General features: G+C 56.6%; 20 protein-coding genes and 1 tRNA gene. 13 read left to right on the top strand and 8 right to left on the bottom strand.

The features are described 5' to 3' along the window. Positions 1–20 precede the first annotated feature (20 nt). The 3 genes from LARV_RS16340 to LARV_RS16350 form a co-directional block, all read right to left on the bottom strand. Positions 21–839 (bottom strand): ESX secretion-associated protein EspG, encoded by an 819-nt coding sequence (locus tag LARV_RS16340; protein ID WP_075074644.1) that lies wholly within the window; start codon positions 837–839, stop codon positions 21–23. Then, positions 836–2,113, bottom strand: coding sequence for a cysteine desulfurase-like protein (locus LARV_RS16345; protein WP_075074645.1), 1,278 nt, complete (start codon positions 2,111–2,113; stop codon positions 836–838). Before LARV_RS16345 ends, LARV_RS16340 begins: the two co-directional genes overlap by 4 nt. Before the next feature lie 65 nt (positions 2,114–2,178). Beyond that, complete coding sequence (locus tag LARV_RS16350) at positions 2,179–2,544, bottom strand: hypothetical protein (RefSeq protein WP_075074646.1); 366 nt, start codon at positions 2,542–2,544, stop codon at positions 2,179–2,181. 214 nt (positions 2,545–2,758) lie between these two features. Between LARV_RS16350 and LARV_RS16355 the strand changes: the two genes are divergently transcribed. From LARV_RS16355 to LARV_RS16365, 3 genes are all read left to right on the top strand, one after another. Next, positions 2,759–3,175: an Hsp20/alpha crystallin family protein gene (locus tag LARV_RS16355; protein ID WP_075074647.1), complete on the top strand. Its 417-nt coding sequence runs from the start codon at positions 2,759–2,761 to the stop codon at positions 3,173–3,175. Positions 3,176–3,301: 126 nt separating this feature from the next. Continuing rightward, complete coding sequence (locus LARV_RS16360) at positions 3,302–4,114, top strand: biotin--[acetyl-CoA-carboxylase] ligase (RefSeq protein ID WP_075074648.1); 813 nt, start codon at positions 3,302–3,304, stop codon at positions 4,112–4,114. A gap of 19 nt (positions 4,115–4,133) precedes the next feature. Then, positions 4,134–4,349, top strand: a complete 216-nt coding sequence (locus tag LARV_RS16365) for a hypothetical protein (RefSeq protein ID WP_075074649.1) — start codon at positions 4,134–4,136, stop codon at positions 4,347–4,349. Between the two features lie 90 nt (positions 4,350–4,439). Here LARV_RS16365 and gyrA read toward each other — a convergent pair whose 3' ends face one another. Continuing rightward, the gene (gyrA, locus tag LARV_RS16370; RefSeq protein ID WP_075074650.1) at positions 4,440–6,923 is read right to left on the bottom strand and encodes a DNA gyrase subunit A; all 2,484 of its coding nucleotides are present in this window, start codon (positions 6,921–6,923) and stop codon (positions 4,440–4,442) included. Positions 6,924–7,036: 113 nt separating this feature from the next. Here gyrA and LARV_RS16375 point away from each other — a divergent pair, with 113 nt between their 5' ends. The 7 genes from LARV_RS16375 to LARV_RS16405 all read left to right on the top strand — a co-directional run bounded on the left by LARV_RS16375 (position 7,037) and on the right by LARV_RS16405 (position 14,874). Next, positions 7,037–7,924, top strand: a complete 888-nt coding sequence (locus LARV_RS16375) for a PstS family phosphate ABC transporter substrate-binding protein (RefSeq protein ID WP_075074651.1) — start codon at positions 7,037–7,039, stop codon at positions 7,922–7,924. Between the two features lie 10 nt (positions 7,925–7,934). Continuing rightward, the gene (gene pstC, locus LARV_RS16380; RefSeq protein ID WP_075074652.1) at positions 7,935–8,828 is read left to right on the top strand and encodes a phosphate ABC transporter permease subunit PstC; all 894 of its coding nucleotides are present in this window, start codon (positions 7,935–7,937) and stop codon (positions 8,826–8,828) included. A gap of 9 nt (positions 8,829–8,837) precedes the next feature. Then, positions 8,838–9,716 (top strand): phosphate ABC transporter permease PstA, encoded by an 879-nt coding sequence (gene pstA / locus LARV_RS16385; protein ID WP_075074653.1) that lies wholly within the window; start codon positions 8,838–8,840, stop codon positions 9,714–9,716. A 5-nt stretch (positions 9,717–9,721) separates the two neighbouring features. Then, the gene (locus tag LARV_RS16390) at positions 9,722–10,477 is read left to right on the top strand and encodes a phosphate ABC transporter ATP-binding protein (RefSeq protein ID WP_075074654.1); all 756 of its coding nucleotides are present in this window, start codon (positions 9,722–9,724) and stop codon (positions 10,475–10,477) included. 65 nt (positions 10,478–10,542) lie between these two features. After that, positions 10,543–10,617, top strand: a tRNA-Val gene (locus tag LARV_RS16395). A gap of 242 nt (positions 10,618–10,859) precedes the next feature. Then, positions 10,860–13,841 carry a leucine-rich repeat domain-containing protein gene (locus tag LARV_RS16400; protein WP_075074655.1) on the top strand — a complete coding sequence of 994 codons (2,982 nt, stop codon included), beginning with the start codon at positions 10,860–10,862 and terminating at the stop codon, positions 13,839–13,841. A gap of 187 nt (positions 13,842–14,028) precedes the next feature. Continuing rightward, a complete protein-coding gene (locus LARV_RS16405) occupies positions 14,029–14,874 on the top strand; it encodes a fumarylacetoacetate hydrolase family protein (protein ID WP_075074656.1) in 846 nt (281 codons plus the stop codon). 68 nt (positions 14,875–14,942) lie between these two features. Here the strand turns inward: LARV_RS16405 and aguA are convergent, their stop codons facing one another. The 4 genes from aguA to LARV_RS16425 form a co-directional block, all read right to left on the bottom strand. Further along, positions 14,943–16,046 (bottom strand): agmatine deiminase, encoded by a 1,104-nt coding sequence (gene aguA / locus LARV_RS16410; RefSeq protein ID WP_075074657.1) that lies wholly within the window; start codon positions 16,044–16,046, stop codon positions 14,943–14,945. A gap of 57 nt (positions 16,047–16,103) precedes the next feature. Then, entirely contained in the window at positions 16,104–17,498 is a 1,395-nt protein-coding gene (locus tag LARV_RS16415; protein ID WP_083522643.1) for an APC family permease, read from the bottom strand. 85 nt (positions 17,499–17,583) lie between these two features. After that, positions 17,584–18,597 carry a putrescine carbamoyltransferase gene (gene ptcA / locus LARV_RS16420; RefSeq protein WP_075074658.1) on the bottom strand — a complete coding sequence of 338 codons (1,014 nt, stop codon included), beginning with the start codon at positions 18,595–18,597 and terminating at the stop codon, positions 17,584–17,586. Positions 18,598–18,648: 51 nt separating this feature from the next. After that, entirely contained in the window at positions 18,649–19,146 is a 498-nt protein-coding gene (locus LARV_RS16425) for an Lrp/AsnC family transcriptional regulator (RefSeq protein ID WP_075074659.1), read from the bottom strand. Positions 19,147–19,404: 258 nt separating this feature from the next. Here LARV_RS16425 and LARV_RS16430 point away from each other — a divergent pair, with 258 nt between their 5' ends. From LARV_RS16430 to LARV_RS16440, 3 genes are all read left to right on the top strand, one after another. Beyond that, positions 19,405–19,608 carry a YgaP family membrane protein gene (locus LARV_RS16430; protein WP_075074660.1) on the top strand — a complete coding sequence of 68 codons (204 nt, stop codon included), beginning with the start codon at positions 19,405–19,407 and terminating at the stop codon, positions 19,606–19,608. Positions 19,609–19,886: 278 nt separating this feature from the next. After that, on the top strand, positions 19,887–20,426 hold the full coding sequence (locus tag LARV_RS16435) for a leucine-rich repeat domain-containing protein (RefSeq protein ID WP_075074661.1): 540 nt from the start codon (positions 19,887–19,889) through the stop codon (positions 20,424–20,426). 50 nt (positions 20,427–20,476) lie between these two features. Continuing rightward, a complete protein-coding gene (locus LARV_RS16440) occupies positions 20,477–21,397 on the top strand; it encodes an LCP family protein (RefSeq protein WP_075074662.1) in 921 nt (306 codons plus the stop codon). Positions 21,398–21,405: the final 8 nt, after the last annotated feature.

A 21,405-nucleotide genomic window follows, 5' to 3' on the forward strand; every position in this document is an offset into this window, starting at 1 on the left:
TCATTTAAATAGTTCGTCTGTTATTTTTCCCGAATGACTTCAAGCATCAAACCCAACCAGTCCTGCCAGCCCTGGCGGGTCAACGGCCGCACGCGCACTTCACCGCTTCCGGTGTCGGTTGGAACCGTCAAAACCGCGCCCTGTGGGCCGGCCAGAGCCGAGCCGCCGAACAGCTCTTCCTCCCCGTCCGGATAGGCATGGCGCATAAAGGCGACCGTCGTTGAATTTTCGGCGCCTGCCAGTATAGCAGCCAGTTTTTCTGCAGCCTGACTCGAAAGGCCGCCCTGCATCAAGACCTCGCCGCCGGCGGCTTCGTCGCCCGCATCGCGGCACACCTGCCGGGCTTTGTCGAACGCCGATTGCATCACCAGGCCTTCTTCCATCGGGCCGGCATCTTCGCTCAAGTGAACCTCTGAAGCGCCCATAAACCGGCGCACCAGATCGCTGTCAGCCGGTAAAGCCCGGAAGCGATGGATCCCTTCCTGTGGAATGCTATGCTCGACGATCAAACTCTTGATACCATGCCAGAACACGCCGTTGGAGCGATCCAGACCCGTGTTTTCCATTATCACGGAATATAACGGCCGCACGCAGGTGCCGACCACCGCCAGCGCGAATTCATCCATGGTCGCGCGGCCGTCCACCTGCAGGGTCACCAGTCCGCGCGCCACCAGCGCGCGCCGGGCGGCGTCCAACAAATGAGTACGCTCCTGCTCGGTGGCGTCGGGTTCAAAAATCCCTTCCAGGCCGGGGATCCGGCGCGCCTTCAGCAGCACCAGTAGAAAATATAGTTCTTCCTGGCTTACGGTTAAAATCGGTTCCGGTTTTGTGGTTGTCATATCCCTCCCGTTGAACGACTCATTCCCAGTGGTGCGAGGGTAACAGCCAGTCGTTCGATTTCCTTTTTCGTATTGTAATGGGTTGCGCCGATCCGCACCAGTCCCCCATCCCCTTCCAATCCCAGGCGCTCGGTCACTGCCAGCGCATAGAAGTTCCCGTTCCAGACGTTGATATTCCGTTCGGCCAGATACTGCGCAATTTCGGCCGGTCGATATCCCTCCAGCGTGAACGAGACCGTTGGAACGCGTTCAGGCAGGCGGTCTGGATCCTGGATGCCGTATATCTTGACTCCGGGAATCGCCAGCAGCGTCTGAAGCAGTTCGCGGCTCAGGTCATATTCATACGACCGTACCGCCGACATGGCCTGCTTGAAAACGAGCCTGCGTCCGGGGTACTGTTCGGCATACAATTCGAGGTAATCTTCGCCAAATAGGTAACCCAGCCATTCGAAATATTCCAGCGCGCCCAGCAATCCGGCCATGCCCTCGAAATTTCCCGTTCCGGTCTCGAATTTACCCGGCGCTTCGGCCGGCGCGGGGCGCACGCGGTAAGCCGGCAGATTTTCCAGCACCTCCCGCCGGCCGTAGAGCACGCCCAAATGCGGGCCAAAGAACTTATAGGCCGAGCAGACCAAAAAATCACAGCCGATTTGTTGCACATCGATGGGTCCATGGGGCGCGTATTGGACCGCGTCCACATAAACCAGCGCGCCGGCCGCTTTTGCCATCTCAGTCATCTTTTCGACCGGATGGATCGTTCCGACGGCGTTGCTGGCATACCCAAAGGCAACCACTTTTGGATGCTCGGCCAGTGCAGCTTCATAATCCGCCAGATCGAGCGTGCAATCCCCGGGCTTGAAATCGACCCAGCGAATGTGACAATTGCATTCTTCCGCCACCCTGACCCAGGGTGTAATGTTGGCGTCGTGATCCAGGCGGGTGACCACCAGGTGATCCCCGGGTTGCAGCAGCCTGCCGATCGACCGGCTGATCTGGAAGGTCAGGCTGGTCATGTTGGCGCCGAAGACGATCTCAGCCGGTTCACGGGCATTAAGAAAATCGGCCACGGCCTGGCGGGCTTTCTCGACCAACGCGTCCGACTCGCGGCTGGTGTGAAACAGGCCGCCGTGGTTGGCGTTTGTATCCACCAGGTAGCGGGTCATCCGTTCCAGGCATGAACGGGCCACCTGGGTGCCGCCGGGGTTATCGAAAAAGAGGGTCGGCCGTTGCAACGCAGGGAACTGGGCACGTATCAGGTTGAGGTCGAGCGGCATTGTGGGGCTCCGGATAAAAAAAACTGGGCAGCGATTAACATCCGCCACCCAGTTGCCAGAAACGTTTATTGATTCCCGTCCGGATCTTCCTCATCCAGGTCTGTATCGCCATCATCGGACACCTGATCGGAAGTCCGGCGAATCCACAGCAACAGCACCTGTCCATCCTGGGTCTCCAGCGAGCGGGCTGCCATGATCGGCGCGCGTTCTTCAAGGCCCAGGCGATTGCGATAATGCAGGAAAATCGCTGAACCTTTATGCCAGGCGCGGTAGCAACGTTCGACAAGAGAGGGTCCGTTGAATGTACGCAGGCGTGTCAAAGACAGGTCGTAAAAATACGGCCCTTCGTTCAATCCCAACGCCCAACCGTCCTGAATACTCTCGAACGTGGGCGTGGGGCCTTCAATAATCGTGATCTGTTCTTCTTCCATAAGGCTACCATTCCACATCAGCGATGATACCACAAAATAAGGACTCCATCAGCCTTCCGAATGGATGAATGGCCTGCCTGGACACCGGGATTTTTCTTATAAATCTTCTATATATTGTTTGCATTCCTCAAATATACGGGAAGTAAGATTACATCAAGTTCGAAAAGAAAGATCAAATCAATCAATCAACCGACAGGTTTTTTGGAGGTATATCATGACAATGTATGTTCGCAATCCCATGAGTGAAATGCTTGCCCGCCGCATGGCCTGGAACCGCGCCATGGAACAATGGCCGGATGTCGAAGTCCGGGTTGCCCTTCCGCTCGATGTTCGATCTGAAGGCGACGATTATATCCTGACGGCTCTTCTGCCGGGTGTCAAAGGCGAAGATTTGAACGTTCAGGTGATCAACGATACCATCACCATCCAGGGTGAATTCAAGAGCGAGGATGAGAAGAGCGAATTCCTGCTCAACGAAATCCCCACCGGGCGTTTCTACCGCGAATTGACCCTGCCCGCTCCGCCGGATACCGGGAAGGTCGAAGCCCATCTGGAGAATGGTGTCCTCACGCTGCGCGTCCCCAAGGCAGAGGAAGCTCGCCCGAAAAGCATCAAGGTTGTCACCAAATAAGTTCTCTCCTCAGAGTTTTGGACGTTGAAAGCAGATCGAAGAGCAGGCGAGGCGAATGCCTCGCCTGCTCTGTTTTTTAATGGGTCCGCAGGGAATGCGCTTTGGGAACTGCGGTACAATAAATCCATGAAAGACGACCCAGACGAAACCCGGCTGCGCGAGCAGCTTCAGGGACTGCCGCTGTCGGAAGTGCGCTTCAGCGCTGAGACCGGCTCGACCAACGATGATGCCGGGCGGTGGCTTGAAACCGGCGCGCCGGATGCCGCGGTGGTGGTGACCGACTGTCAGATCGCCGGACGGGGCCGTCTCGATCGCCGCTGGATCACCCGGCCGGGCGCGGCTCTGGCTTTCAGCCTGATTTTTCACCCGACTCCAGCCGAAATGGAACATCTCGCCTTATTTTCACCTTTGGCCGGTCTGGCGGTAAGTGACGGTCTGAAAGCCGGTTGCGGGTTGAAGGCCGAGATCAAATGGCCGAATGACGTGCTGCTGCAGCGGCGCAAGGTATGCGGCATACTGGCCGAGACGAGCTGGCAGGCTGGCCGCCTGACCGGAGTGGTGCTGGGTATTGGTGTGAATGTTGCACCTTCTGCCGTACCACCGGCTGACAGACTTCTGTTTCCGGCCATCAGCGTCGAAGAAGCTGCCGGGCATCCCGTGGAACGCTGGATACTGCTTTCCGAAATTCTGGCGTCTCTTTTTGCCTGGCGAAAAAAACTGGCCAGTCCGGAATTCTTTCAGAGTTGGGAAAGCCGCCTGGCCTTCAAAGGTGAGGACGTGCTGGTTCAGATGCCGGACGGCCAATTGGAAGGAAAAGTAATGGGAATCGACCCGCAGGGTGGGCTTGTGCTGCGCACGCCTGCGGGAAAACAAGAAGTGATTACCGTCGGAGATGTGCATTTGCGCCCGGCGCACCTGCCCCCGGCGGAGCAATCCTGAAGATTTTTGGAGGCCGCTCATGCTTGATGATCTACGCAATTCAGCCGCACAGCAACCTTTTGAAGAAGATTTGCCGCCTGAAAAACCGGAAGTTCGCCGCACGTTGCGGCCTTCGCGAAGCCCATTCCTCGGAATGACCGCCAAGCAGCGCTTTATCATCGCCTTGATGCTCTTCTTGATGGTGCTGGTGCTGGGCACCTTCTGCCTGGTCGTTACCGGCAAGATGGCTTTCTAATACGTCGTTTGAATTTATAATAATGAACAGCGGATCGCTGCCGTTTCAGGCTGCCATCCGCTGTTCTTTATAAATCTTATCCGGGCAGATCTAGTTCTCTGGCGCGGAATTCTTTTCTTTACCGAACTCGCCGTCATTCGTGGCCGGGAAGCGCGCCACCGATGCCACCGCGTCCCCCGCGCCGAGATCCATCAGGTGCACGCCGCGCGTGGCCCGACTCGTTAGTGAAATATCCTTCACCTTCAGGCGCAGAACGATGCCGTTGCTGGAGATGAAGGTTACATCATCGGCTTCCTGTACCACCCGGGCCGAGACCACCTGGCCGGTGCGGTCCATATTCTTCACGTCCTGGGTAATGACGCCACCGGTAGCGCGGCCTTTGCGCGGGTATTCCGCGAGCGAAACGCGCTTGCCAAATCCCTGGCGGGTGACCACCAGCAGATAGCCGTCCGGTTCGACCACTTCCATGGAGGTCAACCGGTCTTTGGCTTTCAATTTCATGCCGGCGACGCCACCGGCCGTGCGGCCCATCACGCGGATATCATCCTCGGCGATGCGCAGCGCCTGGCCGCCAGCCGTTACCAGAATGACGTCGTCCTTGCCATGAGTCAGGCGCGCCCAACCCAGTTCGTCGCCGGAATCCAGCGTGATCGCGATCAAACCGGACGGGCGGACATTGGCGAATTCCGAAAGCGCCACCCGTTTCATGCGTCCCCGGACGGTAGCCATCGTGCAATAATGCGCGGCTTCGAAATTCTGCACCGATAGGGCGGCCGTGATGCGTTCGCCGGGTTCCAGAGCCAGCACATTCACGATCGAGATACCCTTGTCGGTGCGCCCGGCGTCCGGCAAATTATAGGCCTTTTCCGAATACACCTTGCCGCGATCGGAGAAGAACAGCAGCGTATCCAGCGAACGCCCCGGCAGCAGCGTGACGACCTCATCTTCTTCGCGCACCGATTGGCCGCTCACACCCCGCCCGCCGCGGTTTTGCGTGCGGTACAGGTTGGCGGCCGTGCGTTTGATATATCCGCGCTGAGTAATGGTCACCAGCACGGCCTCATCCGGCACCAGGTCCTCGATCTTCAGGTCCTCATGGGCTTCGGCAGTGATGCGGGTGCGCCGGTCGTCCCCAAATTTATCACTCAAGGCGCGCAAGTCATCCTGAATCACGCTAAGGATTTTCTTTGGGTTGGCCAGCAGATCTTCCAGGTAAGCAATCCGCTCCATGACCTCGGTGTGCTCATCTTCGATCTTCTGGCGTTCCAGGGCGGCCAGGCGGCGCAATTGCAAATCCAAAATGGCCTGGGCCTGAATTTCGGTCAGCTTGAAGCGTTCGACCAGGTTTATCTTGGCCGTATCGGCATCCCTGGCCTGCCGAATGGTTTGAATTACATCGTCCAGGTTGGCCAGGGCAATCAACAGGCCGTCCAGGATGTGCGCGCGGGCGCGGGCTTTTTGCAGCTCGAATTCCGAACGGCGGGTGATGACCACTTCGCGATGATCGACGAAGATCTGCAATGCGCGTTTGAGCGATAGCACGCGCGGCTCATTGTCCACCAGCGCCAGCAGATGCACGCCGAAGGTTGTCTGCAGTGGCGTGTATTTGAACAGTTGATTCAACACCATCTTCGGCTGGGCGCCGCGCTTGAGTTCGATCACGATACTCATGCCGCGGCGGTCGGATTCATCCCGCAGGTCCGAAATCTGGTCGATCTTATCCTCGCGCACCAGTTCGGCAATCCGTTCGATCAAACCCGTCTTGTTGACCTGATACGGAATTTCGGTAATGTTGATGGCGTAACGCCCGCCCTTCATCTCTTCGATATGCGCCAGACCGCGTACGATCAACCGCCCGCGGCCGGTCGAATAAGCCTGTCGGATGCCCTCGCGTCCCACGATCACACCGCCGGTTGGAAAATCCGGTCCGGGAATGCGTTCCATCAGATCTTCAATGGTTACATCGTCGAGGTTGGTGTAATTATCGATCAGATAAATGATGGCGTTGCATAACTCTTTCAGGTTGTGGGGTGGGATATTGGTCGCCATACCCACTGCGATACCGGAAGAGCCGTTTAGAAGCAGATCGGGCGAACGCGACGGCAGCACCATGGGTTCCTGCAACGAACCATCGAAATTGGGCGCAAAGTCCACCGTGTTCTTTTCGATATCGACGAGCATTTCCTCCGCCATGGCCGATAACCGGGCTTCGGTGTACCGCATCGCGGCCGGGGGATCGCCGTCCACCGAACCAAAGTTACCCTGCCCATCCACCAGCGGATAACGCATGGAAAAATCCTGAGCCATGCGCGCCATGGCGTCGTAAACAGCCGAATCGCCGTGCGGGTGATATTTACCCAGCACTTCACCGACGATACGCGCCGATTTCTTATAAGCGGTATTGGAGCGTATGCCCAACTCTTGCATTGCATACAGAATGCGACGATGAACCGGCTTTAGCCCGTCCCGCGCATCCGGAAGCGCACGGGCGACGATTACGCTCATGGCGTAATCGAGGTAGGCTGTTCGCATCTGTTCATCAATGTCGACGGGTTGGATCGTACCAATATCCATAAGGTCTAGTTCCTCTCCGTAAAGTTCACAACCTTGTAATTATACCCCACCCTATTACAAATTTCCGGTTTTTTTCTATTCACAGGATTTTTACGCTATAATCAGTACTTGGTATGAAATGGCGCATCACTCCCCTACTGATTTGCCTGAGCTTGTTTCTCACAGGCTGTTCAACCCATTCCAACTCGTCCGATTCCCAACAAAATTCGACCATTTACCTTCAAAATAAAGGCTCTGATACCATCGTCAACCTGGCGCTGGCCTGGGCTGAACGCTACCAGACCATTCGCCCGGAAGTGAGCATTTCGGTGACCGGCGGGGGCAGCGGCACAGGCATCACGTCTCTCATCAACGGAACGGTGGACATTGCCAATGCGTCCCGCCAGATCACCCAGGAAGAGATCGCCGCGGCGCAGGCCAACGGCATCGATCCGGTGGAACATGTCATCGCGCGGGACGCCATCGCCGTAATCGTCAACCCTGAGAATCCGGTCAGTCAGCTCACCATGGAGCAGATCTCGCGCATCTACCGCGGTGAAATTGCCAACTGGAAGGAAGTTGGCGGCGAAGATCGCCCCATCGTACGCCTTTCGCGCGAGACGAATTCGGGTACCCACGTCTACTTTCTGGAAGCCGTCGTCCGCCTGGGCAACAAGAACGACAAGGCCATCTTCTCCCCTCTGACGCTGTTACTGCCTTCCTCTGAGGGGATCATCTCCGAGGTGCGCGACAATCCGAATGCTATCGGTTATGACGGGCTGGGATACGTGACGCCTGAAGTAAAAGTCATCGCGGTATCCCCGGGCAACGATAAAGCGTACGTTCTGCCCTCCATCGAGAGCGTGAACAACCAGAGCTATCCGATCGCGCGCGATCTGTATATGTATTCGAAAAAGGACGATCCCCAGGCAGTTGTCGATTACATGCAGTGGATCCTGTCGCCCGAAGCGCAGCAGATCGTCATCGACCTGGGTTTTGTGCCCATCAAAACCACCCCATGAGCACCCTTTTATGATCGAACAAACTCGTCGTGAACGTCCCGTCAATATTTTGATCAAAGCCGCTGGTTATTCCAGCATTCTATTTGTTACCCTGATTTTTATCTTCTTGATGCGTGAAGGACTGCCCGCGCTGGCCAATGTCAGCCTTTCCAGCCTTTTTGGAACCATCTGGTATCCCATCGAGGGATATTTCGGCATCTGGCCTTTATTCTTCGGCTCGATCATCGTCACCCTCACGGCTATCCTCATCGCCATACCGTTGGGTATTGGAACCAGCCTGTTGATCTCCGAAATTGCCCCGATGTGGCTAAAGAATGTCCTCAAGCCGTTGATCGAAATTCTCGCCGGCCTGCCTTCCGTGGTCCTGGGTTTCATCGGCATTCAGGTGGTCGTGCCCCTGGTGCGCGAGGGCCTGAATCTGCCCACCGGCCTGTCCGGCCTGACCGGCGCCATCCTGCTGGCTTTCATCGCCACACCAACCATCGTCTCGATCTCCGAAGATGCCCTCAACACCGTACCGGCTTCCTATCGTCAGGCGGCGCTGGCGCTGGGCGCCACCAAATGGCAAACCATCTGGAACATTACCCTTCCAGCAGCGAAGACGGGCGTATTGACCGCCGTCATGCTGGGTGTCGGCCGCGCCATTGGTGAAACCATGGCCGTCATGATGGTCACCGGCAATGCCCCGGTGATGCCGCATGGCCTGGACGCGATCTTCCTGCCCATTCGCACCATGACCGCCACCATCGCTTCCGAAATGGGGGAAGTCGCCAATGGCAGCCCCCATTACCAGGTGCTCTTCTTCATCGGTATCATCCTGTTCATGGTTTCGCTGACCATCAACGTGGTTGCCTCGTGGGTCAGCACTCGCGGCCTGAAGCGTTCAGAACGGTCGCTCTCCTAAGGAATCAGTATGGAAGATGGCCTCCGCCCCAACCCCGTTTTGACCGCGTCGCACCGCCAGGAGAAGATTTCGATCTGGGTACTGTGGCTGCTCACCCTGATCACGGTGCTGCCCATCGTGGCGATCGTGATTTACATCATCGTCAAAGGCGCGCCTTCCATCTCCTGGGAATTTCTCACCAGCTTTCCACGCGACGGCATGCGCCAGGGCGGCATCTGGCCGGCGATCGTCGGCACGTTTTACCTCACCCTCGGCACGGCTCTTTTTTCGGTGCCGCTGGGCATCGCGGCGGGCGTATATATCGCCGAATACGCGCCGGATAACCAATGGACGCGCATCATTCGGATCGCCATCATTAACCTGTCTGGCATTCCCTCGGTCGTGTATGGCTTGTTTGGCCTGGGCGTTTTCGTCCTCTTTCTCAAATTTGGCACCAGCATCCTGGCCTCCTGTCTCACGCTCTCCATCATGACCCTGCCGACCATCATCAGCACCACCGAAGAGGCGTTACGGCAGGTGCCCTACTCCTTCCGCGCGGTGAGCCGTTCGCTCGGCGCCACCCGCTGGCAAACCACCTGGCGGATCGTGCTGCCGCAGGCCATTCCCGGCATTCTCACGGGCGTCATCCTGGGGCTGGAACGGGCCGCCGGCGAAACTGCCCCCATTCTCTTCACCGGCGTCTCTTTCTTCCTTCCCCAGTTGCCCGGCTCGATCATGGATGCCACCATGGCCCTGCCCTATCATATCTTCGTCATCTCCACTTCCATCCCCGGCATGCCGGTGCAAATCCAATACGGCACGGTGCTGGTGCTGCTCTTCTTCGTTCTGGGCATGAACATCCTGGCCTCGATCGTGCGCATTCGCGCCCGCGCCCGGCGGCAATGGTGATTCCTATGGACAAGATTGTGATCGAACACCTCAACCTGACCTATCAGGACGGCACCGAGAGCCTCCGGGATGTCAACCTGCGCATCGCGTCGAACGCGATTACCGTTTTCTTCGGACCCGCCGGCGGTGGAAAATCGAGCATGCTGCGCGTGCTCAATCGCTTGAACGATCAGACCGATGTGGCCCGATTGACCGGTAATGTCCTTTTGAACGGTAAGAACATCCTCAGCCCCAGCGTGGATCCGGTAACCCTGCGCCGCAAGGTAGGCATTGTCTTCTCACGCCCGGTGACGTTGCCGTTGACGATTTATGAAAATGTGGCTTACGGGCTGCGCCTGATGGGCGAAAAACGAAAAAGCCGCCTGGATGATGCGGTGGAGCAGGCTCTGCGCCTGGCAGTGCTATGGGATGAGGTTTATGATCGCCTGAATGCTCCGGCCAACGCCATATCCGGAGGTCAGCAGCAACGCCTGTGCCTGGCGCGCGTGCTGGCTCTGGAGCCCGAGGTGATCATGCTCGACGAACCCACATCGGCGCTCGACCCGGTTTCGACCTCCAAAATCGAAAGCCTGATGCAGGAGTTGAAACAACGCTTTACCATCATCTGGGTGCCCCACAACGTGCAGCAGGCAGCGCGCATGGCCGATTTCGCTGCCTTCTTCCTGCAGGGAGAATTGGTCGAATTCGCCGCCGACAAGCAGCTTTTCGTCTATCCCAAGGACAAACGCACCCAGGATTACATGGAAGGCAAATTCGGTTAAGCGGCGACGGCCCGGGAGAAATCCTTGCCATCCCATGCGAGTTCTGCTATAATCTCATTCGCTACGGGCGCGTAGCTCAGTTGGTCAGAGCGCACGGTTCACATCCGTGAGGTTCGTGGGTTCGAGCCCCTCCGCGCCCACAATTTATCCATACTGCCGCCAACGCCGGGCGGCAGTTCTCTTTAACATCCCATCCGTGCACCATCGAGGTGCGACCTGATCGGTGACTCGAGCGCATCCGGTTGGAACGGAGGAGAATCGGACCCTTTTTATCATATGTGATAGATTCGATTGACGTACTTCAAAATTGGTGAAATAATGGGAAAATCGGTAACCTGATTGTCAGGTTATCTTTTCGATGATCATTCTGGGGGAGTCAATTATGGTAATTTCATTGCAGAAATTTTTTTCTCGAAATTATTTATTCGGACTTTTGATTATTCTTCTGCTTCTCTTCCAACCAAGCCTTCTCGTCCGGGCCCAAACCCCGGATCCTTTTACCTCCTGCGCGGCAATATCAGGCATTCCGGGCGCCGAATGCGAGGTCCTGGTTGCACTTTATAACAGCACTAACGGGAGCAATTGGACCAACCACACCCACTGGCTGGAGACAAACACCCCGGAAGATTGGTACGGCGTGATCGTTTCGAACGGCCATGTCTATCGCGTTCTGCTGATGTCCAACAACCTGGTGGGAACCATTCCACCGGAGTTGGGAAACCTGACCGACCTGCGTTCCCTGGACCTTTCGGGAAACCAGTTGACCGGCACCATTCCGGCCAGTTTGAACAACCTCACCCAATTGGCCTATCTCTACCTGTCGTCCAACCAGTTGAGCGGCGGCATTCCCACCGGATTATCCAACCTCCTCGAACTGGATCTCTCGAACAACCTGATCTCCGGATCCATCCCCCCGGCCATTCAGGGCTTAAGTCACCTGAAAACGCTATATCTGTTTTACAACCAGTTGGCCGGTTCGATACCGCCCGAGCTGGGGAATCTGGCCAATCTCGTCAGCCTGAATTTATCGCACAACCAGCTTTCCGGTTCCATCCCGGAAAATCTTGGCAATCTGTCCAATTTGACTTCGCTGTACATGACGAACAATGCCCTGGGAGGCAGCATTCCGCCTCAATTCGGAAATCTATCCAATCTGGTCTGGCTGGTTCTTTCGGATAATCAAATCAACGGATCGATACCCTCTCAACTGGGAAACCTGAGCCACCTCAAATGGTTGATTGCAAACGATAACCGCCTCTCCGGATCGATTCCGCCGGAGTTGGGCCAGTTGGCTGCCCTGACCCGTCTGGAACTTTCCTATAATGCTTCACTGACGGGCGATTTACCGGCTTCTCTGGGAAATTTGGCAAATCTGGAATCGCTGCTCGTTTCCTCGACGGATCTGTCGGGTTCGATCCCCGACCCGCAATTCCTTGCTCTCACGCATCTCTCGATTTTCCATTTTTCCGGAACGCAAATATGCGAGCCCAATAATGAGGCGTTTCTGGACTGGAAAGCCAGCGTACCCACCTGGGTGAGTACCGGCCTGTTATGTGCATTTCCGAATGGAATCCAGGTCACCGGGAAAATCACCGATCAGAACGGAACCCCCGTTTCGAATGTCGACCTCGCCATTGGCGGCCCGGTGCTCATCTCGAATATCAAGACGCTATCGGATGGCAGTTATTCGATTCTCCTTCCCGTAATGGGCGTCTACACATTCACGCCAGGTCTGGCAGGTTATCAGTTCTATCCGGTCTCGCTGGCCATCCAGGTCCATCGTATTCGCAGTGAGCAAAATTTTCGCGCCCGGGCTGTGAATTGCTACTCGGCGGGTGTTCCCAACGGCCAGCCCTGCACGAACCAGACCTATTCCTCGGTTTTCCAATTGCCGATCCAGCTCAGTTATGCCGACGATTTCGCTTTGCAGGACGAAGATTTTTCGAACGGCCTGATCACTTCCTGGTTCGACCACACCGCCGGATCATCCGTTCCACCCGCTACCAGCATCGAATTGCACGACGGGCAGACCTATTCGAGCCTGACCGAAAATCTGCTCAATGGAGTGTCCTGCTTCAACCGGCATTGTTCGAATCATCTGATGGGCACGGGCATCAAGGCCCCGGCTGGAGAAACGGATACGCAAATATACCCGGCAGCCTCCGGCGTCGTCACCGAAATCTGCGACCCTGGAATTCGCGGCGCCTGCGAGCGCGATTCGAGGTTGGGCCGTTACGTGCTCGTCCAACATTCCGGCACGCCGTATGCCACCCTTTACGGCCATCTGGCTGCCATTCCGACCGATCTCCTTCAGGGCAATCCGGTCAGCGTTTCCAGCGTCATTGGAAGCATGGGTGGGTCGGGCGGCCGTCCGTTGAGGGAGGATTACTGGCCCCGCCAGCTTTTCTTCATGGTGTTCTTCAACGGCGCCAACGCCAGCCCCTGGACCCCGAATACGGCTGAAACCGTCGATCCCTTTGGCTGGCAGCCTTACGATGAACGTCCGGACGATTGGATGATGCCAAGCGCCCTGCTCTGGAAGGACGCGCATGCCATCCGCAGTGAAGCGCCGGATACGGATAGCAGCGTGCTTTCCAGCGACGGCGTGACCTTGAATATCCCTGGCGAAACCCTCCAGGTGGGGCAGATCATCACACTGGCCGATTCTACGCTGGGCACCGCTCTGGATGCCAACCTGCGATCGGTTTGGCGCTCCTTCCAGGTCAAAATCTTCGACAGCACTAACCATTGGTCGATGCTGAATGATATCGCGTCGCCGGTTTCCGCTCAAATCGATTATTCGCAGGCCAACCTGGCCCATCTGGACCCGGAGCAAGTTACGCTCTATCAGCTCGTCGATCAGAATTGGCTTCCCATGGCCACCACCCGCCGGAACGGCGTTGCCGCCGCGAATCTTCTTTCCGGCGGAAAATTCGCCCTGGCTGCCCCGCTTGTATGCGCCCAGGATATCCAGGAGCCCTACGATGACGCGCCGGATCCATATAAGCTCGCTGAGCCCTGGAATGGCACCGCGCCACTGGATCGCACTTTCGACACGCCCACCGACCAGGACTGGATTCCGGTGGAAATGATGGCCGGCATCACCTACACCTTCCAGCTCACCCCCGCCGGCGAAAATATCGATGGCGCCTTATCCATTTACGCGCCGGACGGCACCACTTTGCTGGCCGCGGCGGATCCAGCGGAGACGCATAGCGCGCAAATCGTGTTCACCGCGGACGCAACCGGCACCTATTTCCTGAGCGCCTCCCAGGCGGCTGGCAGCGTTTCGGCTTGCGACGTCTATCAGATCCGCGAGGAAAATGACGCCAGATTCCTGTATATACCCCTGGTTCAACGCTGACCCGAAGAGCTGATCGACCTCATCCGCGGATTTGTTTGATCGATAAGCCGGATGGAGAAATATTTATATCGTTCCCGCGAATATCCTCGGGTGCGATAATGAGCTTTGTTACTTGACCATTTTGGCCAAATTTGAAAAAATTAACCCAGTTGGATCATTTGATTTTGGATTTCCATGAGGTTATGTCATGAAACTGGTTACTTATGATATTGCCGGCCGCCGGGGGATTGGCGCGCTGAAAAATGACGCCGTCATCGATCTGACCGCCGCCGGGCTGCCTGCCAGCATGCGCGAATTGATCGCCGGCGGGGCCGCCCTTCTGCAAAGCGCCGCCCGCATCGAGAAACCCGTGCTGCCCTTGAAAGGCCTTCATCTGCTGGCGCCCGTGCCGGACCCGCAAAAGGTCGTCGCCATCGGATTGAACTATATGGACCACTGCCGCGAACAAAATGTGGCCGTGCCGACCAAACCCCTGGTGTTTGCCAAATTTCCTTCTTCCATCATCGGACCCGAGGCGCCCATTTACTACGATCCCGCGCTGACCAATCAGGTCGATTGGGAAGCCGAGTTGGGCGTGATCATCGGTAAACGCGCACGCAACGTCAAACGCGCTGAAGCGCTCTCGTATGTTTTTGGGTATACCCCCCTGAACGATGTTTCGGCGCGCGACCTGCAGTTTGGCGACAAGCAATGGGTGCGCGGCAAGAGTCTGGATACTTTCTGCCCCTTCGGCCCCGCCATCACCACGGCGGATGAAATCCCTGATCCGCAAAAGTTACACATCTACAGCCGCGTCAACGGAATGACGATGCAAGATTCCTCCACTTCCGAGATGATCTTCCCGGTGGACGAACTGGTTGCCTTCCTCTCCAACGCCTTCACCCTCGAACCCGGCGATGTCATCGCCACCGGCACACCCAATGGTGTGGGCGTCTTCCGCACCCCCAAGGTTTTTCTGCAAAACGGCGACCGCGTGGAAATCGAGATCGAAAACCTGGGCGTGCTCCTCAACCCGGTCGTCACCACGGCCTGAACTCTCGATCCAGTACATACAAAATCCGCCGGCTCAAACGCCCGGCGGATTTTTCGATCAAAAAATATTTACGATTTGGATTTTGCAGCCGGCTGCTGCTGGGTGATGCAATGAATGTTGCCGCCGCCGAGCAAAATCTCGCGCGCGTACACACCCACCACCTTGCGTTCCGGCATCAATTTCTGCAGGGTCTCCAGCGCGGCAGCATCGTGCGGATCGTTGAACACCGGCACGATGGCGCCTCCATTGACCATGAAGAAGTTGACATACGATCCGGCCAGCCGGTCGCCCGTCTGGCGCGGGAGCGTGCCTTCGATGGCATCCACGCCGCCGCTCTCGGCATCGGTGATGTAGATCGGCCCGGGCTGGTAGATCTTGTGAACTTCCAGCTTGCGGCCGCGTGCATCCGTGGCATGGATCAGGCGCTCATAGGCATCGTTCGAAATCTCGTACTGCGGGTCGTTCTTATCGTCCGTCCAGGTCAGCGCAACCACACCCGGCCGGATGAAACAGCAAATGTTATCCACGTGGCCGTTGGTCTCGTCGTTGTAAACGCCCTTATCCAACCAGATGATCTTCTGGACGTTCAGATATTCCTGCAGATTGGCTTCGATTTCAGCCTTGCTGAGCTGCGGATTGCGGTTCTTGTTCAGCAGACACTCTTCCGTGACCATCAGCGTGCCTTCGCCGTCCACGTGAATGGAACCACCTTCCAACACCATCGGCGCCTTGTAACGGTCGACCCGTTCGATGTCGGCGACTTTCCGGGCCACCAGGTCGTCCTGGTCCCATGGGAAATATAAGCCCCCGTCCAGGCCGCCCCAGGCGTTGAATTCCCAATCGATGGCGCGCACCTCTTTACCGTTATTGACAAAAGTCGGGCCGCAATCGCGAATCCAGGAATCGTTGTTGCTCATTTCGACCACGCGAACCCGGGAAGGCAGCATGTTGCGCGCGTTGCCGAACTGGGCGGCGGAAACGCCCATGGTCAGCGGTTCGAACTGACTGATGGCGGTTGCCACATCTAGGAAAGCCTTCTGGGCGGGTTTGGCGCCCAGCCGCCAGTTGTCGGGGCGTTCCGGCCACAACATCCACGAACCATCGTGGCGTTCGAACTCGCCCGGCATATGGAAACCATCTTTGCGCGGCGTACTCTCGATCAATGCTGTCATAGAAATACCTCCTGTAAAAACCGGGGGATGAAGTTTCATCCCCCGGAATGATCCTGATTAAGCTTTTTTCTTGCGGTTGATCATAAACTCGCCGACGATCAGCGTCAGCGCCACACCGATCAACACCGGGCCGGCGTAAGCCCAATCGATGGGCGAACCCGGAACCCAGACGAAGAAGACGATAGCCTGAATGATGAAGATCATGCAGATCACGGTAACGATCGTGGCAACGGTGTTGCCGCCCGGCATCTTATACGGTCGCTCGATATCCGGTTCGGTCTTGCGCAGCTTGAGGAAAGCCGGGAATAGGGCCAGATAGGGCAGCAGGAATACCATCGAAGAGAAGGCGAACAGCGTCCAAAACAGGTCTTCAGCGGAACCGGCCATGAAAGCGTAGATGATGAGAACGACGGTCGAAACGATGCCCGTGATGATGAAGGCGCCGCTTGGGGTCTTATTGACGGGGTGCATCTTGCCAAACACAGCCGGCAACTCGCCTTCAACCGCCGCTTCGGCTGCGGTCCGGTTGGCGCCCATGGTCCAGGTGACCATGTTGGAGAGGAAGGTATACAGCGCGCCGATGCCCAGGATGGTTACGAGCACGCCGCCCACTCCGCTTTCACCCAGCAGAATCTTGAGGGTATCCACGATACCCGAGATCAGGCCAAGGTCTTCCAGCGGCAGCGCCATGAGCATGCCAACGGTGCCGAGGATGTAGAACAGGGCAATGAGCAGACCCGACACGACGATGGCGATCGGAATATCCCGTTTCGGATTTTCCATCTCTTCACCCGCGCCGGACATCAATTCAAAACCCATAAAGTTGTAGACGATCACCGGCAGGAACGCCAGACCGGCATCCCAGTTAGGCAGCAGGTTGGTGAAGGACAGATCGTTGGCAACGCCGTTCCGGGTCGCATAAATGATGCCGCCCACGCCCAGCACAATCATGATCAGCACCTTGATGAACGCGCCGATGTTGGGCACCCACTTGCCCGTATCCAGAGCCATGATGCCGATACCGACGGTCACCCAGGTCATCACGATGGCCAGGGCAATCTGCATCCACATGCTCATATCCGGGAAAAACAGTTGGGCAAACACGCCCGAGAACATGACAAAAACCGAGGGCATCCACAGGGCCACGTTGATCCAGTAGAGCCAGGTGGTTCGGGCAGCCCAGCGCTCGCCAAATGCGCGTTTGACCCACACATACAGACCGCCCTGCTCGGGATAGGTGGTGCCTAATTCGGCTGTGATCAGGCCGTATGGGATGAAGAACAACACCAGGGTGATGATCCACCATGAGATCGAAGACGGTCCGATGGCCGCGGAGGGGGCCAGCGTATCGATAACCAGAATGGCGGCCACAGTAAAGAGGGTCATATCCAGCAAACGGAACGCCTTCTTGAAGCCGCCACCTTTCTTGGTTTCTACTGCTTGTGTTGTCATAAGTATTCTCCTGTGCTCTCACAAACGAAGGAAGAAAATTTCACCGCCTGGCGTGGAAATCCGTCAGGCGATGAATGAATTTGGATTAAAGCCTGCCGTCGAGGAAATTCTGGATTCGCCCGGCGTGAAATGCCTTGAGTTCTTCGCTCGGCCGCTTCAACAACGGGTAGACCAACCACACCAGAATGCCTTTTTCAGTATGCAGACGATTTTCAGCCTGGTCGAAGATGATCGATTGCGCCGAATCCAGCACCTCGTCGGTCGCTTCGACGCCGCGGGAGGCCGGCAGGCAGTGCATCACCTTGCAATGGGCCGGCGCTTTCTTGAGCAGTTCCATGCGGACCTGATACGTCGGCATGAAGGCCGCCCGCCGTTCGGGAATCTGGTCTTCCTGCCCGACCCACCACCACAGATCGGTGTAGATGAAATCCGCATTTCGGACTGCCGCGACCGGGTCTTCGGTGATGGTCAGCTTTGCGCCGGACACTTTGCAGTTGGCTTCCGCCCAGCTCACCCATTCGGCCGGGGCCTGATATTTCTTCGGCGCGGCGTGGGTGAAGTTGATGCCCAGGCGGGTGCAGATCAGCATCAGGGAGGACAGCACGTTGGTCGCATCGCCGATGAAGGTGACGTTCAGGTCTTCCATCTTCTTTCCGGCCGGCATGTGCTCCAGCATGGTGATCACATCGCAAACCACCTGCGTGGGATGGTTGTAGTCGGTCAGGCCGTTGATGACCGGGACCGTGGCCTGGGCAGCCAGTCCGGTAATGGTTTCATGCTTGAGGGTGCGCGCCATGATCACATCGCACATGCGCGAGAGCACCTTGGCCGTGTCGCCCAGCGATTCGCGGACGCCCAGGTGAATCTCACCCGGCTTGAGGTACAGCGCGTGTCCGCCCAATTCGGTCATGGCGGTCTCAAAGGAGACCCGCGTGCGGGTGGAAGGCTCTTCAAAAATCATCGCCAGGGTGGCGTCCTGCAGCAACTTGGGCGTACAACCCTGCTTATCGGCCGCTTTGATCATGCGGGTCAATTCGATCAGTTCCAACAATTCTTCTTTGCTGAAATCCTGAGTATCAATGAAATTCCGGTAGTTCATTTTTTCTCCACTAAAAAGGTTGTGCAAATCGCGGTTATGCGATGAAATGCCTTAATTTTCGTTATCGAGATGGGCGAAATCGTCTGCTTTTGGCAGCCACGAATCGATGTTGCGGATGATCCTCGGGACCAGCGCATAACCCGTGACGTGCACGCCCGGCACGGCCGGCAGCACCCGCCCCAGGAATTCGCGCATTTCTGCAATATCCTTGAACCGTCCTTCGATGGAAACTTCCTTTGTCCCCTGGCCCAACGCCAGATAGGTGATTTCCTGACGGTTCAAAAGGTTATCGATGGCGGCCTGTTCCTGTTCCGGATCCACTTCCAGAAAGATATCGACCGTGTTGACATACCCGAACGCGTGCGGATCGACGATCGATGTCAGCCGGATCGCGCCGGATTCCGCCATGCGGTCGATCCGATTGCGTACGGTTCGTTCATTGGCGCCGGTGAGTCTGGCAATGTCAGCGGCGGGCTGGCGCGCGTTCTCGCGCAAGGCCAGCAGGATCTGGTAATCCAATTCATCAAAAGGTGCGGGGGTTCGAGCCATCACAGCCTCATTCTTGTCTATAATTAATTACCGTTTCGGAAATTATTATTTCCGTTTATTACATGATTATCATAGCAAGTATCGGGGTTGTTTTCAAGCGCTTTTGCCGCGCTTGTGATATTTGTCACACTTTAATATGACTATTTCGGCATCATTATATTCCGTTTCGGAAATATATAAATCACGCGTCTTATGTAACTTATTTTTAGTTTTAGCATCTAAATTGTAGAATTCGAAATTGAAGATCTGGAGTAGAAAATGTCCTATATTAACGAATCCAATATCGATCGTATCATTCGCGTCATCCTGGGCGTCATCATGCTGGTTCTGGGTTGGGCAAACATCCTTCCGGGCGCGCTGGGCATCGTTTTTCGCTATCTGGCTTTTTTGCCGCTGCTCACCGGATTGATCGGTTTCTGCCCGGCTTACGCAATCTTGAAGATCCGAACGAACAAGCATTAAACTCGATGGCAATCAGCCATCGACTCGACCCGATAACGACCGTGATGCAGGAAATTGCATCACGGCCGTGGAGTATCTTGATGACATCTGAATAATTCGGCTCTGCTTCTGCTTGGCTTGAATATCACCGGCCTACCCGGGGCGCTGCTGGTTCTGGTTGGCGGCGTGATCATCTTCAGCGCCTTCTACGATCAGCGCCCAATCGATCAAGCGGTCCGGACGCGCTTGAAAACATTACTGAAACGCATGCATTCCCGGTCAATGATATAATTGGCCGCGTGAATACAGACGAAACTTCGCTTGAAGACCGCACTTTCGAAACGCAAATTCCCGTCCAGGTTTACCAGCGCCCCGCAGGATCGGCGGCGGGCAGCGATTGGCAGGAACTGGATGCAGGCCCCGGCATCATCCACCTGCCGGCCGGACTCGAATTTTCAGTCCGCGCCCGCAACCTGTACGATGAGACCCTGATTCAACTGATTTCGGATTTGAACAAGGCGCCTGAGATCATCTCGCTCAACCTTGCCGAATGCCGCAATGTAACCAATGAAGGCATCCGCCACCTCAAGGCGCTGCCGCACCTCACCGAACTCAATCTGAGTTCATGCAGTCTCACCGATAGCGGAATGGATGAGCTGAAACCCTTCAGGCACCTGTTGCACCTGAATCTGAGTTACTGCAACCGCATCACCAACCTGGGTTTGGTAAAATTACGCAATCTGCGCAACCTGGAGTACCTGGATTTGCAGGGCTGCGTTAAGATCAACCGCGGCGGCCTGGTAAAAATTCAACGCCGTGGGCTGATGATCCATAAATAAGTCGAAACTGGAGGCGCTTGCCGGCTTTATCGGCAAGCCTGGTAATTTGCATGTCACAACCCGTTCAAAGACCGCCGACAGGCAACACTGTACCGGCACCAACCGCCCAAAAAACGGATCCCTTATCGTATTATCAACCCATCCCGGTGACCATCCAGCCTCTGCCGCCCAAACGCCGCAAATGGGGCTGGTGGCTGGTGGCGCTCGTGTTGATCTACTTCCTGGCGCCGCTGCGAACCAATTTACTGGTGCTGGGCACCGACCGCACCGAAGGCGTCAATATTGGCCGCAGTGACACCATCATCCTGATGAGCGTCGTCCCGCTCGCGCCCAATGTGGTCATGTTATCCATCCCGCGCGACCTCTGGGTGACCATCCCCGGTTATGGCGAACAGCGCATCAACACGGCGCATTTCTTTGCCGAGGCCCAACAGCCCGGCAGTGGCCCCCAGGCCGCCATGAATACCATCGAAGCCAATTTCGGGGTCCACGTTTCACGCTATATCTCCATCAATTTCGATGGATTCGTCGAGATGGTGGACGCAGTCGGCGGCGTGGATGTCGAACTGGAGCATGATGAAGGCGGCCTGACCGCCGGCAAACATCATCTGGATGCGGGTCAGGCGCTGGCCTTCGCGCGCGAACGCTACACCAGCGACGATTTCCACCGCATGAAGCACGGCCAAATGGTGATTCGCGCCGCGGCGCTCAAGATGGCCAACCCGGTAAACTGGTACCGCTGGCCGAAGTTGTTGGCGGGTCTGAGCCATGCCGTACAGACCAATCTGCCCATTTATGACTGGCCGCGTCTGGGCTTCGCCGTGCTGCGCGCCGCGCTGACCAACACGATCGATTCACATGTCCTCGACCGCGACTACGTCACCCCCACCATCACGGACGAAGGCGCTGACATCCTGATGCCCAATTGGGATGCCATTCGCCCGCTGATCGTGGATCTGTTCGCCCCATAGAATTCTTT

The sequence above is a fragment of the Longilinea arvoryzae genome, from assembly GCF_001050235.1.
In the GTDB taxonomy this organism is placed as follows: Bacteria; Chloroflexota; Anaerolineae; order Anaerolineales; family Anaerolineaceae; genus Longilinea; species Longilinea arvoryzae.

Bases quoted from the DNA above. Each gene is read 5' to 3' on its own strand.
- aguA (WP_075074657.1), bottom strand. From the start codon at position 16,046: ATGACAGCATTGATCGAGAGTACGCCGCGCAAAGATGGTTTCCATATG.
- LARV_RS16440 (WP_075074662.1), top strand. From the start codon at position 20,477: ATGTCACAACCCGTTCAAAGACCGCCGACAGGCAACACTGTACCGGCA.
- LARV_RS16355 (WP_075074647.1), top strand. From the start codon at position 2,759: ATGACAATGTATGTTCGCAATCCCATGAGTGAAATGCTTGCCCGCCGC.
- ptcA (WP_075074658.1), bottom strand. From the start codon at position 18,597: ATGAACTACCGGAATTTCATTGATACTCAGGATTTCAGCAAAGAAGAA.
- gyrA (WP_075074650.1), bottom strand. From the start codon at position 6,923: ATGGATATTGGTACGATCCAACCCGTCGACATTGATGAACAGATGCGA.
- LARV_RS16375 (WP_075074651.1), top strand. From the start codon at position 7,037: ATGAAATGGCGCATCACTCCCCTACTGATTTGCCTGAGCTTGTTTCTC.
- LARV_RS16390 (WP_075074654.1), top strand. From the start codon at position 9,722: ATGGACAAGATTGTGATCGAACACCTCAACCTGACCTATCAGGACGGC.
- pstC (WP_075074652.1), top strand. From the start codon at position 7,935: ATGATCGAACAAACTCGTCGTGAACGTCCCGTCAATATTTTGATCAAA.
- LARV_RS16350 (WP_075074646.1), bottom strand. From the start codon at position 2,544: ATGGAAGAAGAACAGATCACGATTATTGAAGGCCCCACGCCCACGTTC.
- LARV_RS16365 (WP_075074649.1), top strand. From the start codon at position 4,134: ATGCTTGATGATCTACGCAATTCAGCCGCACAGCAACCTTTTGAAGAA.
- LARV_RS16400 (WP_075074655.1), top strand. From the start codon at position 10,860: ATGGTAATTTCATTGCAGAAATTTTTTTCTCGAAATTATTTATTCGGA.
- pstA (WP_075074653.1), top strand. From the start codon at position 8,838: ATGGAAGATGGCCTCCGCCCCAACCCCGTTTTGACCGCGTCGCACCGC.
- LARV_RS16415 (WP_083522643.1), bottom strand. From the start codon at position 17,498: ATGACAACACAAGCAGTAGAAACCAAGAAAGGTGGCGGCTTCAAGAAG.
- LARV_RS16340 (WP_075074644.1), bottom strand. From the start codon at position 839: ATGACAACCACAAAACCGGAACCGATTTTAACCGTAAGCCAGGAAGAA.
- LARV_RS16345 (WP_075074645.1), bottom strand. From the start codon at position 2,113: ATGCCGCTCGACCTCAACCTGATACGTGCCCAGTTCCCTGCGTTGCAA.
- LARV_RS16360 (WP_075074648.1), top strand. From the start codon at position 3,302: ATGAAAGACGACCCAGACGAAACCCGGCTGCGCGAGCAGCTTCAGGGA.
- LARV_RS16430 (WP_075074660.1), top strand. From the start codon at position 19,405: ATGTCCTATATTAACGAATCCAATATCGATCGTATCATTCGCGTCATC.
- LARV_RS16405 (WP_075074656.1), top strand. From the start codon at position 14,029: ATGAAACTGGTTACTTATGATATTGCCGGCCGCCGGGGGATTGGCGCG.
- LARV_RS16425 (WP_075074659.1), bottom strand. From the start codon at position 19,146: ATGGCTCGAACCCCCGCACCTTTTGATGAATTGGATTACCAGATCCTG.